This is a genomic window from Rhodopseudomonas sp. P2A-2r (assembly GCF_026015985.1).
In the GTDB taxonomy this organism is placed as follows: domain Bacteria; phylum Pseudomonadota; class Alphaproteobacteria; order Rhizobiales; family Xanthobacteraceae; genus Tardiphaga.
The window spans coordinates 2,034,926-2,053,033 of the sequence record NZ_CP110389.1 but is presented as its reverse complement, the minus strand read 5'-3'; the positions used below and the strand labels follow the sequence as shown (position 1 = coordinate 2,053,033).

General features: G+C 64.6%; 7 protein-coding genes and 1 pseudogene. 6 read left to right on the top strand and 2 right to left on the bottom strand.

The annotated features are described in order from the left end of the window. Positions 1-35: 35 nt before the first annotated feature. On the bottom strand, positions 36-1,838 hold the full coding sequence (locus ONR75_RS09635) for a glycoside hydrolase family 15 protein (RefSeq protein ID WP_265082384.1): 1,803 nt from the start codon (positions 1,836-1,838) through the stop codon (positions 36-38). Positions 1,839-1,842: 4 nt separating this feature from the next. Further along, positions 1,843-3,801, bottom strand: a complete 1,959-nt coding sequence (malQ, locus tag ONR75_RS09630; protein WP_265082383.1) for a 4-alpha-glucanotransferase — start codon at positions 3,799-3,801, stop codon at positions 1,843-1,845. A gap of 198 nt (positions 3,802-3,999) precedes the next feature. On the opposite strand from malQ, the gene ONR75_RS09625 reads away from it, so the two are divergent. The 6 genes and pseudogenes from ONR75_RS09625 to treY all read left to right on the top strand — a co-directional run bounded on the left by ONR75_RS09625 (position 4,000) and on the right by treY (position 18,049). Then, positions 4,000-5,952, top strand: coding sequence for an alpha-1,4-glucan--maltose-1-phosphate maltosyltransferase (locus ONR75_RS09625; RefSeq protein WP_320109719.1), 1,953 nt, complete (start codon positions 4,000-4,002; stop codon positions 5,950-5,952). Between the two features lie 12 nt (positions 5,953-5,964). Further along, complete coding sequence (gene treS / locus ONR75_RS09620; RefSeq protein ID WP_265082381.1) at positions 5,965-9,273, top strand: maltose alpha-D-glucosyltransferase; 3,309 nt, start codon at positions 5,965-5,967, stop codon at positions 9,271-9,273. Continuing rightward, positions 9,270-11,414, top strand: a complete 2,145-nt coding sequence (gene glgB / locus ONR75_RS09615; RefSeq protein WP_265082380.1) for a 1,4-alpha-glucan branching protein GlgB — start codon at positions 9,270-9,272, stop codon at positions 11,412-11,414. The genes treS and glgB overlap by 4 nt, the downstream gene beginning before the upstream one ends. 2 nt (positions 11,415-11,416) lie before the next feature. Then, positions 11,417-13,494 (top strand): annotated as a pseudogene (glgX, locus tag ONR75_RS09610) (glycogen debranching protein GlgX). Further along, positions 13,491-15,257 (top strand): malto-oligosyltrehalose trehalohydrolase, encoded by a 1,767-nt coding sequence (gene treZ / locus ONR75_RS09605; protein WP_265082379.1) that lies wholly within the window; start codon positions 13,491-13,493, stop codon positions 15,255-15,257. Before glgX ends, treZ begins: the two are co-directional and overlap by 4 nt. Continuing rightward, on the top strand, positions 15,257-18,049 hold the full coding sequence (gene treY / locus ONR75_RS09600) for a malto-oligosyltrehalose synthase (RefSeq protein WP_265083605.1): 2,793 nt from the start codon (positions 15,257-15,259) through the stop codon (positions 18,047-18,049). Before treZ ends, treY begins: the two co-directional genes overlap by 1 nt. Positions 18,050-18,108: the final 59 nt, after the last annotated feature.

Below are 18,108 nucleotides of genomic sequence, written 5' to 3'. Positions count from 1 at the left end.
GCGAAGCGAAGCTTCGCTAGGCGGGGAGAGGTTAATTACTTCGACCTTTGCATTACCGGCTTGTCGGCCTCGCGTTTGGCATTGCTGAGGTTGTGCGCAGTGTTGATCACGGCGATATGGGTCAGCGCCTGCGGAAAATTGCCGGTCTGGCGTTTGGCAACCGTATCGTATTCCTCCGCCAGCAGACCGACGTCGTTGGCGATGCCGAGCACGCGGTCGAACAGCGCTTCCGCCTTGGCGATCTCGCCGGTGAGCACATAGGCATCGGCGAGCCACAGGCTGCAGGCGAGGAAGGCGCCCTCGATCGGCTGCACTTCCGTCGTCACCTCGCGCGGGTCGTGGCGCAGCACAAAGCCGTCGGGCATCATGTATTTTTCGAAGGCCGCCAACGTGCCGAGCACGCGCGGGTCCGACGGCGGCAGGAATCCGACTGCAGGCAGCAGCAGGATGCTGGCATCCAGCACCCGTGAACCATAGGACTGCACAAAACTGTTCTGCTCGGCGTCAAAGCCCTTCTCGCAGACATCGTGATGGATGGCGGCGCGGATCGCCCGCCACTTCGACAGCGGCGCCTGCAGGCCGAACATCTCGGCGCTGCGGATGCCGCGATCAAACGCCACCCAGCACATCACTTTCGACGACACGTAGTGTTGGCCGTCGCCACGGCGCTCCCAGACGCCGTGGTCCGGCTGGCTCCAGACCGAGGCCAGATGCTCCAGCACCTCGCGCTCCACCGCCCAGGTGCCGTCGTCAAGCTTCAGCTTCGCCGCACGCGACTGATGGAAAGCGTCGATCAGTTCGCCGTAGACGTCGAGCTGCAGCTGGGCGTGGGCGGCGTTGCCGACCCGCACCGGCCGCGCACCCTCATAGCCCGGTAGCCAGTCGGCCTCCCATTCCAGCAGCCGGCGCTGGCCCATGATGCCGTACATGATCTGCATGTTGGCCGGCGCGCCGGCGGCGGCGCGCAGCAACCAGTTGTGCCAGGCCACAGCTTCATCAGTGTAGCCGCTGTTCATCAGCGCCAGCAGCGTGAAGGTGGCGTCGCGCAGCCAGCAGAAACGGTAGTCCCAGTTCCTGTCGCCGCCAAGCTTCTCGGGCAACGATGTCGTGGGCGCTGCAACGATGCCGCCGGACGGCGCATAGGTCAGGGCCTTCAGCGTGATCAGCGAGCGCATGACGAGGTCGCGAAGGGCGCCCTCATGGTTGCAGCGGCTCGACCATTCCGACCAGAAGTCCTCGGTGTCCTTCAAGGCGGCGAAGGGATTGATCTCTGCCGGCACCTTCAGGTGCGATGGCCCGTAGGTCAGCACGAACGGCACGGTCTCGCCGGCAGTGACGGTGAACTCCGCCACCGTGGTCATGTTCTCGCCGTGGGTCTCGATCGGCGTATGCAGCACGGCCATGTCCGGCCCGCAGATCGCAAGCAGCGCGCCGTCGTCCGTCCGCTTGACCCATGGAATGGCGATGCCGAAGCCGAAGCGGATCACCAGATCCATGCGCATGGCGACGCTGCCGCGCTCGCAGCGTACCAGCCGCACGACGTCGGAAGCGACGCCGCGCGGCGGCATGAAGTCGATCAGGGTGACAACGCCGTCGGCAGTCTCGAAGCGCGTCTCCAGGACCAGCGTGTCGCCGCGATAGCGGCGCGAGCAACGGATCACCTCCGCCGCCGGCGCGATCTGCCAGCGGCCATTGCTCTCGTCGCCGAGCAGCGCGCAGAAACAGGCATCGGAATCGAAGGCCGGCCAGCACAGCCAGTCGATCGAGCCGTTGCGGTCGACCAGCGCCGCGGTCTCGCAGTCGCCGATCAGCGCGTAATCCTCGATAAGGCCCGGCAACGGTTCAGGCCGCCTGCGCGGAGCGATCGGCGACCGCCGTCCGCAGTGCCGAGAGGTCGATCGCAGCCACGATATCATCGATCGCCACCGGCAGCCGCTGCCGCCAGTTCGGGTGCTCATCGATGGTGCCGGGAATGTTGGGCTGGTCGATCACCCCCAACAGATCCTCCAGCGCAATCGCCAGCAATCGCGTCCGGGTCCGTGCCAGGAACTGCGCAACCGCATACAGGCCCTCGTTGGAAATACCCTGTTGACGCAGTGCGTCGCCGAGCATCGACAGCGCATAGCTGCGGGCATCGTCGCTCTCGCCGGGATCAATGCCCAGGCCGCGCTTCATCACCAGGTCGGCATAGCTGCGCCAGCCGGCAAAGGTCGGCAGGTCGTGGGTGTTGAACGTCACGAGCGCGTCGTGCGCATAGTGATCGATACCGCGGAACGCGCCGCGGTCGTCGCGCTCGAACATCATCACCATATACGACCAGATCCCCCAGTCGCGCAGCTCTTCGCGAAAGCCATCCGGCACGGTGCCGAGATCCTCGCCGATGACCACGCAGCGGTTTGCCACGCTTTCCTGGGCGGTGACCGCGAGCAATGCCTGCAGCGGCATCTTCACATAGGCGCCGTTGTCGGCGGCGTAGCCGTGCGGCACCACATAGAGGCGGTTCAGGCCGAGCACGTGATCGAGCCTGATCGCGCCTGCGTAACGCATCGAGGCCCGCAGCATGTCCTTGAAAGGCGCGAAGGATTGCACCTCGAGCCCGCCGCCGTTGAAGCCGGCGAGACCCCAGTTCTGTCCGGCCGGCTGCAGCGCATCGGGCGGCGCGCCGATCGACAGATGGCGGGACACCGCAATCTGTTCGTTCCAGGCATCGAAGCCGCCGCTCTGCACGCCGACGGCGACGTCGAGATAAAGCCCGACCTTCAACCCCAGCGCATGGCCGTGATCGCGGGAGGCCTGCAGCTGCTGATCGGCGCACCATTGCACGAATTTGACGAACTCGATTTCCGAAGCGTCGGGCCCGGAATGGAGCTCCGCCATCTTGGCATCATCCGGCTGCTGCCATTCGGCCGGCCAGTCCCACCAGGCGCAGTTGAATCTGTGGCGCAGCACTTCGAAACATGCGAAGCGCGACAACGTGACGCCGTGCTCGGCCCGAAACTTGGCGAACGCCTGGCTTCGCTTGGCGTCCGGCCGGCTCTTGAAGGCCGCGAAGGTCGAACGCAACGCACGCCATTTGAGCTCGGCGACAGCCGAATAGTCCACCACCGGCGCCTGGCGCAGCCGGGCCAGCGTTTCGGCGTCGCCGGCGATCATGTCGGCCGAGAATTCCGCGATCTTTTCGACGTCGATATAGAGCGGATTGAGAAACAGCCGGCTGTTCGGGGAATACGGGCTGCAATCGGTCGGACGGTCATCGAACAACACGTGCAGCGGATTGAGGCCGACGCCTTCGGCGCCAAGACTTGCCGCCAGTTCGAGCAGCCGGTTCAGGTCCGTGAAATCGCCGATGCCCCAGTTGCGCTCCGAGCGCAGGCCATAAAGCTGTGCCGCCAGAATCCAGGAGCGGTCGAATTCGCCGCGAAACGCCTTGGCGGGCGCCACGATGACAGGCGCCTCCTCGGAGAACAGCGAGGCGTCGGTGAGGCGCAGACGCCAGACGCCGACTGGCAGGTCGAGCGGCCACAGGATGCTGCGATCGCCGGTCTCGCCCTCGGCGATGACGTTGGCGCCATCCAGGATCTCCCATTTCAGCGGCAGGCTCGTTGCCTCGGTGAGATAGGACCGCTCGGCCCGCCCTGCCCGCACCACCACCGTCCCGTCGAGAAACCGGTGCGGCGCGCGCACTGGCATGGCATCCAGGATGATCTTCAGGGCTGCGGCATCGGTGGTATGCCAATGCCCCTGTCCGTCGTGAAATCCGGTCTGGATTCCGAGTTCTGCGGCTTTGCTGAAAAGGTCCATAAGGCACGCCGTTTGCATCGCAACACGCTGTCAACGCTGCGAAAAGATGAATTTTACGAAGAGGATAGCCGTTTTCAACGCACGTGCTTAAGCTGAGTTCCCGTTGGAACTAACGCCCGTCACAAGGCTTTGTATATGATCGGACCGTCTCTCTTCCGCAACCGAATTGGGACGACACTCATAGTTGATGGCACCCCTGTGAACAAAACCACGCAAATTGTGGAAAGCGTCGCCACCAGCGGAGCTTTCCAGATCGAAAATATTTATCCGCTCGTTGATGGCGGTCGCTTTCCCGTGAAACGGATCGTCGGCGAGCCGATCGAGGTTTGGGCCGACATCTATCGCGACGGGCACGAAATCATCGCCGCGGCGCTGGTGTGGCGGCTGGAGACGGAGCGCGCCTGGAAGCGGGCGCCGATGACCTTCGACGTCAACGATCGCTGGGGTGGCTCCTTCACCCCCGACGCGCCGGGACGCTACGTCTTTGCCATCGAGGCGTGGACCGACGAATTCGCCACCTGGCGCCACGGTTTCGAACTGAAGCTGAAGGCCGGCCAGGACGTCACGCTGGACGCGCTGGAAGGCGCGGGCATGATGACCAAGGCACAGGCCGGCGGCCCCGACGCCTCGGCGATCATCGTGCGCCATTGCGAAGACTATCTGCAGAGCGGCGACACCGAGCCGCTGCTTGCGCCCGAGCTGCAGGCGGCCATGGCGGAGAGCCAGTTGCGCCCGGACCTGACCCGTTCGCCACTGCTGCCGCTGACCATCGACCGCGTCCGGGCCCGCGACGGCGCCTGGTACGAAATGGTGCCGCGCAGCCAGAGCACGGTGCCCGGCCAGCACGGCACGTTCCGCGATTGCATCGCCCGGCTGCCGGACGTGGCGGCGATGGGTTTTGACGTGGTGTATTTCACGCCAATCCATCCGATCGGGGTGAAGAACCGCAAAGGGCGCAACAATTCGCTGACAGCGGAGCCCGGCGATGTCGGCAGCCCCTATGCCATCGGCGGCAAGGAAGGCGGTCACGACGCCATCCATCCCGAACTCGGAACCATGGAAGACTTCCATGCCTTCGTGGAAGCCTGCAAGACGCTGAATATGGAAGTGGCGCTGGACATCGCCGTGCAGTGTTCGCTCGACCATCCCTGGCTGACGGAACACCCTGACTGGTTCAGGCGCCGTCCCGACGGCACCATGAAATATGCCGAGAATCCGCCGAAGAAATACGAGGATATCGTCAATCCCGATTTCAGCTGCGAGGATGCCGGCTCGCTGTGGAACGCGCTGCGCGACGTGATCCTGTTCTGGGTCGACCACGGCGTGAAGATCTTCCGCATCGACAATCCGCACACCAAACCGCTGCGGTTCTGGGAATGGATGATCCACGAGGTCCAGCTCAATCACCCCGACGTGCTGTTCCTGGCCGAGGCCTTTACCCGCCCCAAGCTGATGAAGGGCCTCGCCAAGCTCGGCTTCTCGCAGTCCTACACCTATTTTACCTGGCGCATCCAGAAGTGGGAGATCGAGCAGTATCTCGTCGAACTCACCGGCTATCCCGAGCGCGAGTTCTACCGGCCCAACTTCTTCGTCAATACACCTGATATCCTGCCCTTCCATCTGCAGAGCGGCGAGGCCTGGATGTTCAAGGCGCGGCTTGCGCTCGCGGCGGCTATGTCATCGACCTATGGCATCTACAACGGCTTCGAACTGCTCGAACACGACCCGATTCCCGGAAAGGAAGAGTACCTCAACTCCGAGAAGTACGAGATCAAGGTGCGCGACTGGGACCAGCCGGGCAACATCAAGCCGTACATCCGCGACATCAACAATGCCCGCCGCGCCAACGCGGCACTGCAGCAGACCAGCAACCTGCGTTTCCTGCCGGTCGACGACGGCAACGTCATCGGCTTCGTCAAGGAATCCGTCGACCAGCACAATACCGTGGCGGGGGCGATCTCTCTGTCGCGCGACGTCCACGAGTTCTGGTTGCCGATCAATTCGCAGGTGATGGTTGACGGCGAACGCCGCGACATCGCCGCGGTGGAGAACCTGATCACAGGGGAGCGCCATCCCGTGGAATGGGGCGGACTCCGCGTCCGCATCGACCCGATGCGCGATCCTGCCGTGTTCTTCCGCTGCCTCGCCTGAAAGCACTGAGTTATGAATGTCATGCCAGCCATCGACGCGACTGTCTCGCCGGGCGCAGAGAAAGACGATTACCTGTGGTACAAGGACGCGATCATCTACCAGTTGCACGTCAAGGCGTTCGCCGACAGCAATAATGACGGCATCGGCGACTTTGCCGGGCTGACGGAGAAGCTCGACTACCTGCAGGATCTCGGCGTGACCGCGATCTGGCTGATGCCGTTCTATCCGTCGCCCGGTCGCGACGACGGCTACGACATTGCCGACTACGGCTCGATCCATCCCGATTTCGGCACCATGAAGGATTTCCGCCGCTTCATTCACGAAGCGAAGCGGCGCGGCCTGCGTGTCATCACCGAGCTGGTGATCAACCACACGTCCGACCAGCACGACTGGTTCAAGCGCGCCCGCCGCAGCCCGGCCGGATCCAGCGCCCGCGACTGGTATGTGTGGAGCGATACCGACCAAAAGTACGACGGCACCCGGATCATCTTCACCGACACGGAGAAGTCGAACTGGACCTGGGATACCGAGGCCAAGGCCTATTACTGGCATCGTTTCTTCTCGCACCAGCCGGATCTGAATTTCGACAATCCGCGCGTGGTGTCGGCGGTGGTGCAGGTGATGAAGCGCTGGCTCGACGCCGGCGTCGACGGATTCCGTCTCGACGCGATCCCCTATCTCGTGGAGCGCGACGGCACCAACAACGAGAACCTGCCGGAGACCCACAAGATCATCAAGCACCTGCGTGCCGAACTCGACGCCTATGCTCCCGGAAAACTGTTGCTGGCCGAGGCCAACCAGTGGCCCGAAGACGTGCAGCAATATTTCGGCGACAGCGATGAATGCCACATGGCGTATCACTTCCCGCTGATGCCGCGCATGTACATGGCGATCGCCCAGGAAGACCGTTTCCCGATCACCGACATCATGCGCCAGACCCCGGACATCCCGCAGGACTGCCAGTGGGCCATGTTCCTGCGCAACCATGACGAATTGACGCTAGAAATGGTCACCGATGTCGAGCGCGACTACCTGTGGTCGACCTACGCCAACGACCCGCGCGCGCGCATCAATGTCGGCATCCGGCGCCGCCTGGCGCCGCTGATGGACAATGACCGGCGCAAGATCGAGCTGATGAACTCGATGCTGATGTCGTTCCCCGGCACGCCGATCATCTATTACGGCGACGAGATCGGCATGGGCGACAACATCTATCTCGGCGACCGCAACGGCGTGCGCACGCCGATGCAGTGGACGCCGGACCGCAACGGCGGCTTCTCCCGCGCCGACCCCGCACGGCTCTATGCCCCCACCATCATGGATCCCGTCTACGGCTACGAGTCGGTCAACGTGGAGGCGCAGTCGCGCTCGCTGTCGTCGCAGCTCTCGGCCACCAAGCGGCTGATGTCGGTGCGCAAGTCGACGCTGGCCTTCGGCCGCGGCACCATGCTGTTCATCCGCCCGAGCAACCGCTCGGTGCTGTGCTACATCCGGCAACTTGGCGACGAGGTAATCCTCTGCGTCGCCAACCTGTCGCGCTCGGCGCAGGCCACCGAGCTCGACCTGTCGCCTTGGAAGGAGCGCGTGCCGCTCGAGATGCTCGGCCGCACCAAATTCCCGCCGATCGGCGAATTGCCCTACATGATCACGCTGGCACCCTATGGCTTCTACTGGTTCCGGCTGGAAGAGCGCGACGTCTCCGAGCATGTGCTGCCGACAGCGGTGCCGGAATTCGAGACTCTGGTGGTGCCGCTCGGCTCCTCCTGGTTGTCGCTCGGCCGCACCCGCGGCGTGTTCGAGCGCGACGTGCTGCCGGCCTATCTGTCGCGCACGCGCTGGTATCCGGAACGCTCCGCCAAGGCGATCCAGCCGCGCCTGACCTCGGCGGTGCCGTTCTGCGACATCGGCGACAACCGCCCCTGGCTGGCCTTCTTCGAAACCACGCAGCGCGACGTGACGACGCGCTACGTGCTGCCGATGCGGATCGAGTGGGTGCGCTTCGACCGCGAGCGCTACAATCAACGCGCCTTTGCCGCCGTGCGCCAGGGTGCCCGCGAGGGCACGTTGCTCGACGTCGCCACCGACCAGATCTTCATCGAGCTGTTGCTCTACAACCTGCGCAAGGAATTGACCGTCGAGAATGAAGACGGCTCGCAGGGCGGGCGCCTCGACTTCCGTCCGACCGCCCGCTTGCTGGACATGCCGGTCAAGCCGCTGCAGCACATCCGCGCGGTGGAAACCGAGCAGTCCAACAGCACGTCGCTGGTCGACAGCGACTATGTGGTGAAGATCTATCGCAAGCTGCAGTCCGGCATCAATCCGGAGATCGAACTCGGCCGCTTCCTGACGGACGTCGCGGGCTTCGCCAATACGCCGGCGCTACTCGGCAGCGTCGAGCTGATCGAGGGCGACCAGCAGAGCGCGATCGGAATCGTCCATGCCTTCGTGCAGAACCAGGGCGACGCCTGGACGGTGACCGCGGCCTATCTCGACCGTTTTGTCGACGAGCAGAAGTTGCTCGCCAACGGCACCGAGACGGCAGAGAGCGAAGAGCAGGTGCCGTACCTGCGCTACATGTCGCAGACCGGCCGCCGCGTGGCCGAGATGCATGTCGCGCTCGCCGCACACGACGAGATCCCGGACTTCAAGCCGGAGCCGACCACGCCGGACGACACCCGGCTATGGACCGGTGAGATCCTGAAACGCGCCGACCATGTGTTCGACAGCCTGCAGCAGGCCCGCACGGCAGCGAAAGAATCCGACCGGACGCTGATCGATCAGCTGCTGGCGCAGAGCGCTGCGCTGCGCGGCCGCCTGCTCGCGTTGCTGCCTGCCGATATCGATACCGCAAAGATCCGCCATCACGGCGACTTCCATCTCGGCCAGATGCTGATCGTCAAGGATGACATCTTCATCATCGACTTCGAGGGCGAGCCGCGCCGTTCGCTGGAGGAGCGCCGACGCAGGGCGCCCGCCGCGCGCGACGTTGCCGGGCTGATCCGCTCGATCGACTATTCGGCGACTGCCGCGCTGGAACGCGCGCTCAAGGTCGCCCCCGACGAGACCGGCAAGCTCGCGGCGGCGCTGGACAGCTGGCGCGAACGCGCCACCACGGCCTTCCTCGCCGCCTACAAGGAATACATGACCGACGCACGGCTGTGGCCCGCCGACCCCAAAGCCGCCGACGACATGCTCAACTTCTTCCTGCTTGAGAAGGCATTTTACGAGATCGAATACGAACTGGCGCATCGGCCGGACTGGTTAAGAGTCCCGCTGGCCGGCACGCTTCGCATTCTGTCCCAGTACCCGGAGGTCTCATGACCAAGTTAACCGCGGAAGCCTATGCGATCGTCGAAGGACGACACGCCGATCCGTTCCACTATCTCGGTCCCCACAAGGAGAACGACCACACGGTGGTGCGCGCGTTCCTGCCCGAAGCCTCCAAGGTCGACGCCATCGATCAGGACGGCAGCGCCGCCGCCCTGGAGCGCGTGCACGATGCCGGTCTGTTTGTCGGCACGCTGGCCAACGGCTCGAACCGCTATCAGCTGCGCGCGCGTTACGGCGACAACACGGTGGATCTCGAAGACCCCTATCGCTTTCCGCCGATCCTGAGCGAATTCGATCTCTATCTGCTGGGCGAAGGCACCCACCAGCGGCTCTACGACAAGCTCGGCGCCCATCCGATGACGCTGGAAGGTGTGGCCGGAGTGGGCTTCGTGGTATTCGCGCCGAATGCGCGGCGCGTCAGTTTGGTCGGCGACTTCAATTTCTGGGATCCGCGACGGCACCCGATGCGCGTGCGCGGCAACGGCTACTGGGAGCTGTTCGTGCCCCGCGCCACCGCGGGCGATCACTACAAGTTCGACATCATCGGCCCGCAGGGCCAGCAACTGCCGCTGAAGTCCGATCCCATGGCCTTCGCCGCCGAGTTACGCCCCAGCACCGCTTCGATCGTCCTCGACGAGAGCAAGTTGCCCCATCCGCGCCCCGCACCGGCCAACGTCAATGCGCTCAACAAGCCGATGTCGGTCTACGAGGTCCATCTCGGCTCATGGCGGCGCAAGAACGGCAATGAGTGGCTGACCTATCGCGATCTCGCGGCCGTCCTGCCACGCTATGCCCGGGACCTCGGCTTCACCCATGTGGAATTCCTGCCGGTCAACGAGCATCCGTTCGATGGTTCGTGGGGCTATCAGCCCACCGGCATGTATGCGCCGACCAGTCGCTTCGGCACGCCGGAAGATTTCTGTGCACTGGTGGAGGCCTGCCACGTCGAAGGCCTCGGCGTTCTGCTCGACTGGGTGCCCGGCCATTTTCCGGACGATCCGCACGGTCTCGGCATGTTCGACGGCACCGCGCTGTACGAGCACGCCAACCCGCTGCAGGGCCGGCACATGGATTGGGGCACGCTGATCTACAATTACGGCCGCACCGAAGTGGTCAACTTCCTGGTGTCGAACGCGCTGTTCTGGCTGGAGCACTATGGCGTCGACGGGTTGCGCGTCGATGCCGTGGCCTCAATGCTTTATCTGGACTACAGCCGCGACGCCGGCGCGTGGATTCCCAACAAGTACGGCGGCCGCGAAAATCTCGAGGCCATTGCCTTCCTGCGCCGCTTCAACACCGAGGTCTATGCGAAATTCCCCAACGCCACCACCGCGGCGGAGGAATCCACCGCATGGCCGCAGGTGTCGCGGCCGGTGGAATTCGGTGGACTCGGCTTCGGCTACAAGTGGAATATGGGCTGGATGCACGACACGCTGAACTACATCAGTCAGGATCCGATCTACCGCAAATACCATCACGGCAGCATCCTGTTCGGGCTGCAATATGCGTTCTCGGAGAACTTCGTGCTGCCGCTGTCCCATGACGAGGTGGTGCACGGCAAGAAATCGCTGATCGGCCGCATGCCGGGCGACGACTGGCAACGCTTCGCCAACCTGCGGGCCTACTACGCCTTCATGTTCGGCCATCCCGGCAAGAAGCTGATGTTCATGGGCTGCGAATTCGCCCAGGAGCGCGAGTGGAATCACGATCGTTCACTTGATTGGCATCTGCTGGAACAGCCGAAATATGCCGGCATCCATTCGCTGGTCCGCGACCTCAACGAGCTCTATCGCAACCAGCCGGCGCTGCACGAGCTGGATTGCGAGCCGGCCGGGTTCGAATGGGTGATCACCGAAGACGCCGCCAGCAACGTGTTCGCCTGGCTGCGCAAGGGCGCCAACCCGCGCGCGCAGTGCCTTGTGGTGGTGAACTTCTCGCCCAACGTCTACCGCGACTACAAGGTGCGGGTGCCGTTCCCCGGCAAGTGGCGCGAGGTGCTGAATTCCGACGCCGCACATTATGGTGGCAGCAATGTCGGCAATGCCGGCGAGGTGCAGACCGTCGGCCTGGTGCCGGAACTGACGCTGACCCTGCCGCCGCTGGCCGCCATCTTTCTGATCCCGGAATTCTAGACATGCGCGTTACCGCCGGAACGAACTTTCGCCTCGGTGCAAGCTGGGACGGCAGGGGGACCAACTTCGCCCTGTTTTCAGCCAATGCCGAGAAGGTCGAACTCTGCCTGTTCGACAGCCAGGGCCGCCGCGAGCTGGAACGCATCACGTTGCCTGAGCGTAACGAGGACGTCTGGCACGGCTACCTGGCCGACGTTTCGCCCGGCCAGCTTTACGGCTACCGCGTTCACGGGCCCTACGAGCCCGAACACGGTCATCGCTTCAACGCCCACAAGCTGCTGCTTGATCCCTACGCCAAGCGGATCTCGGGCCGGCTGGTGTGGAGCGATGCGCATTTCGGCTATCGCACCGGCTCGTCGCGCGAGGACCTGTCGTTCGACCGCCGCGACAATGCGCGCGGCATGCCGAAGGCCGTGGTGGTCGACGAGACCTTCAACTGGGGCCGCAAGGAATCCCGGCCGAGCATTCCGTGGGAAGACACCATTATCTACGAAGCCCACGTCAAGGGCCTGACCCAGATGCGCAAGGACGTGCCGCCCGGCCTGCGCGGCACCTATCGCGGCCTGTCGTCGCCGGCGATGATCGATCATCTGAAGCGGCTCGGGGTCACCACCGTCGAACTGCTGCCGGTGCACGGCTTCGTCGACGATCGCCGCCTGGTCGAGCTGAAGCTAGCGAATTACTGGGGCTACAACACGCTGAGCTTCTTCGCGCCGGAGGCCCGCTACGGCATCGACAATCCGCTGGATTCCTTCCGCACCACCGTGGCGCGGCTGCATGACGCCGGCATCGAGGTGATCCTCGACGTTGTCTACAACCACACCGCCGAGGGCAACCATCTCGGCCCGACGCTGTCCTATCGCGGCATCGACAACGCTTCCTACTACTGGCTGATGCCGGACAACCCGCGCTACTACGACGACTTCACCGGCTGCGGTAGCTCAGTCAACCTCACCCATCCGCGCGTGCTGCAGATGGTGATGGATAGCTTGCGTTACTGGGTGGAGGTCTGCCACGTCGACGGCTTCCGCTTCGATCTGGCGACCACCCTGGCGCGCGGCGCCAACGGCTACGACCGCAACCACGGCTTCCTGATGGCGGCGCGGCAGGATCCGGTGCTGGCCTCGGTCAAGATGATTGCCGAGCCATGGGATCTCGGCATGGGCGGTTATCAGGTCGGTGCCTTCCCTCGCAATGGTCGGAATGGAACGACAAGTACCGCAGCGCGATGCGGCGCTACTGGAGCGGCGAAGGCAGCCTGATCGGCGAGGTCTCCGGCCGCATGACCGGCTCGTCGGATGTGTTCAACCACAGCGGCCGCAAGCTGCGCGCCGGCATCAACCACGTCACCGTGCATGACGGTTTCACGCTCGCCGACCTGTTCAGCTACAACGAGAAGCACAACGAGGCCAATGGCGAGGACAATCGCGACGGCTCCAGCGACAATCTCAGCAACAATTTCGGCGTCGAGGGACCGACCACCGATCCGGAGCTGCTGGCGCTGCGGCGGCAGCTGCGCAAGAACCAGCTGGCCTGCCTGTTGCTGGCGCAGGGCGTTCCGCTGATCCTTGCCGGAGATGAGGTCGGCAACACCCAGCACGGCAACAACAATGCCTATTGCCAGGACAACGAGATCGGCTGGGTCGGCTGGCAAAATCTCGGCCACAAGGACGACGATCTCACCGACTTCATCGGCGAGATGACGCAGCTGCGGCAGCGCTTCCCGCAGATCCGCGCCCAAGGCTGGCTCGACGGCCGCCGCGCCGATGGGACCTATGGCGTGCTGTGGCTGACCCCGGCTGCCGAGGAAATGACCGAGCAAGACTGGGCGTTTCCGGATGGCCGCTTCCTGGCCTATGTGCTCGGCCCCTGCGAGAACAACGACAACCCGATCTTCATCGTGCTCAACTCGGCGCCGGCGGGCATCGCCTTCACACTGCCGAAACTGCCGGAATACAAGCACTGGCGGCAGGTCCTCAACACCGCCGATGGCGCGCTGTCCATCGACGTGCTGCCGTCCGGCAGCGAGTTGCAGGCGCCGCCCCGCTCCGTACTCGCCTTCGCAGGATCCGCCTCATGACTGACCGAAGCTTTGGCGCGCGGCTGACCTCGTCCGGCGCGCTGTTCCGGCTGTGGGCGCCCGCTGCCAACCGCGTCGATGTGATGCTCGACCGCCTTCATCCCCTGACCCGCGGCAAGGACGGCTGGTTCTCTGCCGAGATTGCCGGCGTGAAGGCCGGCGCCACCTATCGCTTTCACATCGACGGCGCCAACAACGTGCCCGACCCGGCCTCGGCCTTCCAGCCCCAGGACATCGCCGGCCCCAGCGAGGTGATCGATCACGCCGCCTATGCCTGGCGCGCCACAGATTGGCGCGGCCGGCCGTGGGAAGACACCGTGCTGATCGAGACCCATGTCGGCAGCTTCACGCCGGAGGGCACCTACCGCGCCATGATCGAGCGCCTCGACCATCTCGTCGACACCGGCATCACCGCGCTGGAATTGATGCCGCTGGCGGATTTCGCCGGCCGTCACAACTGGGGCTATGACGGCGTGCTGTGGTACGCGCCGGATGCCGCCTATGGTCGTCCGGAAGATCTCAAGGCGCTGATCGACGAGGCGCATCTGCGCGGGCTGATGGTGTTTCTCGACGTCGTCTACAACCACTTCGGACCGGAAGGAAATTACCTCGGCCAGTATGCGCCCGACTTCTTCTCCGATGCGCATACGCCGTGGGGCAGCGCGATCAACTATCGCATCCCGCAGGTCCGCGCCTTCGCCATCGAGAATGCGCTGTACTGGCTGCACGAGTATCGCTTCGACGGGCTGCGGCTGGATGCCGTCCACGCCATACCCGAACAGGGCGAAATCCCGATGCTGCACGAGCTGAGCCGCGAAGTCGGCAAGCTGGCCGCGGACACTCACCGCCATATCCATCTGGTGCTGGAAAACGAAGACAACCGCGCCGCACTGCTCGATCCCAAGACCGATCCGCATCGCGGCCAGTACCGCGCGCAATGGAACGACGACTATCACCACGCCTGGCACGTGCTGCTGACCGGCGAGCACACCGGCTATTACAGCGACTATGCGCCGAAGCCGATCGATCACATCGTGCGCGCGCTGGCATCGGGTTTTGCCTATCAGGGCGAACCGTCGCCGCATCGCGACGGCGCATTGCGCGGCGAACCGAGTGGCAAGCTGCCGCCCGCCGCCTTCGTCAATTTCCTGCAGAACCACGACCAGATCGGCAACCGCGCGCTGGGCGACCGGCTCGAAAGCCTCGCCAACCCCAAGGCGATCGAGGCCGCGCTGGCGATCACCTTGCTGGCGCCGATGGTGCCGATGCTGTTCCAGGGCGACGAGTGGGGCTCCAAGGCTCAGTTTCCGTTCTTCTGCGATTTCAAGGGCGACCTCGCGGAAGCCGTGCGCAACGGCCGCCGCAAGGAGTTCGCCTGCGCCTACGAGAAATTCGGCGACGAGATTCCCGACCCGCTCGCCGAGTCCTCGTTCGAGTTGGCGGTGCTGGACTGGAAAAATCGCGACAGCACATCCGGCCAACAGCGGCTGGGGCTGGTACGCGAGCTGCTCCGCCTGCGGAAGCAGCACATCATGCCCCGGCTCGCCGGCGCGCGGTTCGGCCATGCGGCATCGGACGACAGCGGCCTGCTGACGGCGCACTGGCGGATGGGCGACGGCACCGCGCTGCATCTCGAAGCCAATCTGTCGGACAACGCGATTGTCCGCGAACCTCCGCCGTCCGGCGGCGTTACGATCTGGGGCGGCAATGCGACCGGGACGGTCGCGCCATGGTCGGTGCACGTCCGTCTCGGAGACGAATGATGCCGCCAGTGATTCCCGTTGCCACCTACCGCGTCCAGCTGACCGGCGAGTTCACCTTCGATCATGCCGCGGCGATCGTGCCTTACCTGAAGTCGCTCGGCATCACCCACCTCTATGCGTCGCCCTTCATGAAGTCGCGGGCCGGCAGCACCCACGGCTACGACATCGTCGATCACACCAAACTCAATCCGGAGCTCGGCGGCGAAGACGGGTTTGAACGCCTCAGTGCCGCGCTGAAGGCCAACGACATCGGCCTGATCCTGGATTTCGTGCCCAACCATGTGGGCGTGCATTTCGCCGACAATCCTTGGTGGCTGAGCGTGCTGGAATGGGGACCGGCATCGCCACATGCGGTGTCGTTCGATATCGACTGGGACACCCTGCCCTACCGCGCCCGCGGCGGTGTGCTGCTGCCGATCATCGGCACCTCCTATGGCCAGGCGCTGGACGGCGGCGAGATCGAGCTGAAGTTCGACGCCGCCGAAGGCAGCTTTTCGGCCTGGTATTTCGAGCACCGCCTGCCGATCGCGCCGGAGCGTTACAGCGAGATCCTGCGCACCGTCGTCAAGGAAGCCGATGCAGCGACCACGGCAACCGGCAAGCAGATCCTCGACCTCGCCTCGCGCTACAAGGGCCTGCGTCATCCGAACCTCGAAGAGGCACCCGGCTTCAAGAAGGAGCTTGCGGCCGTCGCCGGCGGCGCCGAACTGATCGCACGCGGGCTCGCGGCCTATCGCGCCGGGCCGGACCGGCCGGCGCAGATCCAGACCCTGCACAACCTGCTGGAACGCCAGCACTACAAGCTCGGCCAGTGGCGCCTCGCCTCCAGCGAAATCAACTATCGCCGCTTCTTCGACGTCAACACGCTGGCCGGCCTGCGTGTCGAGGATGCCGGCACATTCGATGCCATCCACACGCTGGTGAAACGGCTGATCGCCGAAGACAAGCTGCAGGGCCTGCGGCTCGATCACATCGACGGATTGCGCGACCCCGCACAATATTTCCAGCGGCTGCGCCGGCTGATCGGCGACGCCCAGGGAAAGAAGTCAAAGCCGTTCTACGTGGTGATCGAGAAGATCCTCGGCGAAGACGAGAAGCTGGTGAAACTGGCCGGCGTGCATGGCACGACCGGCTACGAATGGCTCAACACCATCACCCAGGTGCTGGTCGCCGACACCGGCCTCGAACCGCTCGACGAGATCTGGCGCCAGGTCAGCAACACCTCGCCAAAATTCGATCCGGTGCTGAAGGCGGCCAAGCGCCGCGTGCTGGAGACTTTGCTGCTCAGCGAGTTCACCGTGCTGACGCGCCTGCTGGCGCGGATCGCCAACGGGCACTATTCGAGCCGCGATTTTTCCGCCGACACGCTGCGCCAGGCCTTCGAGCTCTATGTGCTGCACTTCCCGGTCTATCGCACCTATCTGACCGCAACGGGTCCCTCGGCGCTGGACCGCAAGCTGATCGCAACCACCATCGAGAAGGCCCGCGCCGACTGGTTCGGCGCCGATGAAGGACTGTTCGACTTCCTGCGCGATGCACTCACACTGGATCTCCTGAAACCCGGCCGCCCCGCGCACAGCAAGCCGCGGGTGCGCCGCTTCGCCCTCAAGGTGCAGCAATTCACCGGGCCGACCATGGCCAAGTCGCTGGAGGATACCGCTTTCTATCGCTACCACCGACTGCTGGCGCTCAACGAGGTCGGCGGCGATCCCGCTGCCAAGGCGCTGCCACGCTATCACTTCCACCAGATGATGACGGCCCGCGCCAAGGACTGGCCGCACGGCATGACGGCTACGGCCACCCACGACACCAAGCGGGGCGAGGATGCGCGGGCCCGGCTGCTCGCGCTCGCCGAGATGCCCGGCGAATGGGCCACCGCGGTCAGCCGCTGGAAGGTCCTGAACGCGCCGCATCTGGTCGTGGACGGCGAGATGCGGGCGCCATCCGCGGCGTTCGAATATGCATTGTACCAGGCATTGCTTGGCGCCTGGCCGCTCGGCGCGCGCGATGCGTCGTTCCTCGAGCGCATGCAGGCCTATGCGCTGAAAGCGTCGCGCGAAGGCAAGCAGGAGACCAGCTGGCTCAATCCCAATGCCGCCTACGAGAACGGCGTGCACCAGTTTCTCGAACGAATTCTCGATCCCGCGCAGGCCGGCGAATTCCTCGCATCGCTCGAACTGTTCGCCAAGCGCACCTCGCTGCTCGGCGCGCTGAACTCGTTGAGCCAGACCACGCTCAAAGCCACCATGCCGGGCGTTCCCGACTTCTATCAGGGCACCGAGTTCTGGGATTGCTCGCTGGTCGATCCGGACAACCGGCGCCCGGTGGACTTCGCCGAGCGCGCGAAGGCGCTCGCCGCATTGCAGCAGCCGGACTGGGCGAGCCTCGCCCGGCACTGGGAAAACGGCCACGTCAAACTGGCCTGGACGCGGGAGCTGATCAAGGCCCGTACCGACCTCGCCGACCTGTTCGCGCACGGCGATTACCAGGCGCTGGAAGTTACGGGGCGGCACAGCGATCATGTCATCGCCTTTGCGCGACGACACAACCGCGATGCGGCGATCGTTGCCGTGGGGCGATCCATGGCGGCGCTGACCGATGGCGGCCGTGCCTGGCCGGCAGCAGATGCATTCGACGCGACCATCGTCGCGCCGGGTTATGCGGTGGAGGGCGTGACTTCGCGCAAAGGCGTGCTCGAACTGCCGGTAGCCGGCCTGTTCAGCACGCTGCCCGTGGCCCTGCTGAAAGCGCGCTCCGCGCCGATTCGGCTGCGGTCAACGTGCCTGCAATAGAACTTTCAGTAGATATGGAAAGGCCGTCCGGGATCGACGGCCGGACGGCCTGGCGGTAG

Bases quoted from the DNA above. Each gene is read 5' to 3' on its own strand.
- treS (WP_265082381.1), top strand. From the start codon at position 5,965: ATGAATGTCATGCCAGCCATCGACGCGACTGTCTCGCCGGGCGCAGAG.
- glgB (WP_265082380.1), top strand. From the start codon at position 9,270: ATGACCAAGTTAACCGCGGAAGCCTATGCGATCGTCGAAGGACGACAC.
- treZ (WP_265082379.1), top strand. From the start codon at position 13,491: ATGACTGACCGAAGCTTTGGCGCGCGGCTGACCTCGTCCGGCGCGCTG.
- malQ (WP_265082383.1), bottom strand. From the start codon at position 3,801: ATGGACCTTTTCAGCAAAGCCGCAGAACTCGGAATCCAGACCGGATTT.
- treY (WP_265083605.1), top strand. From the start codon at position 15,257: ATGCCGCCAGTGATTCCCGTTGCCACCTACCGCGTCCAGCTGACCGGC.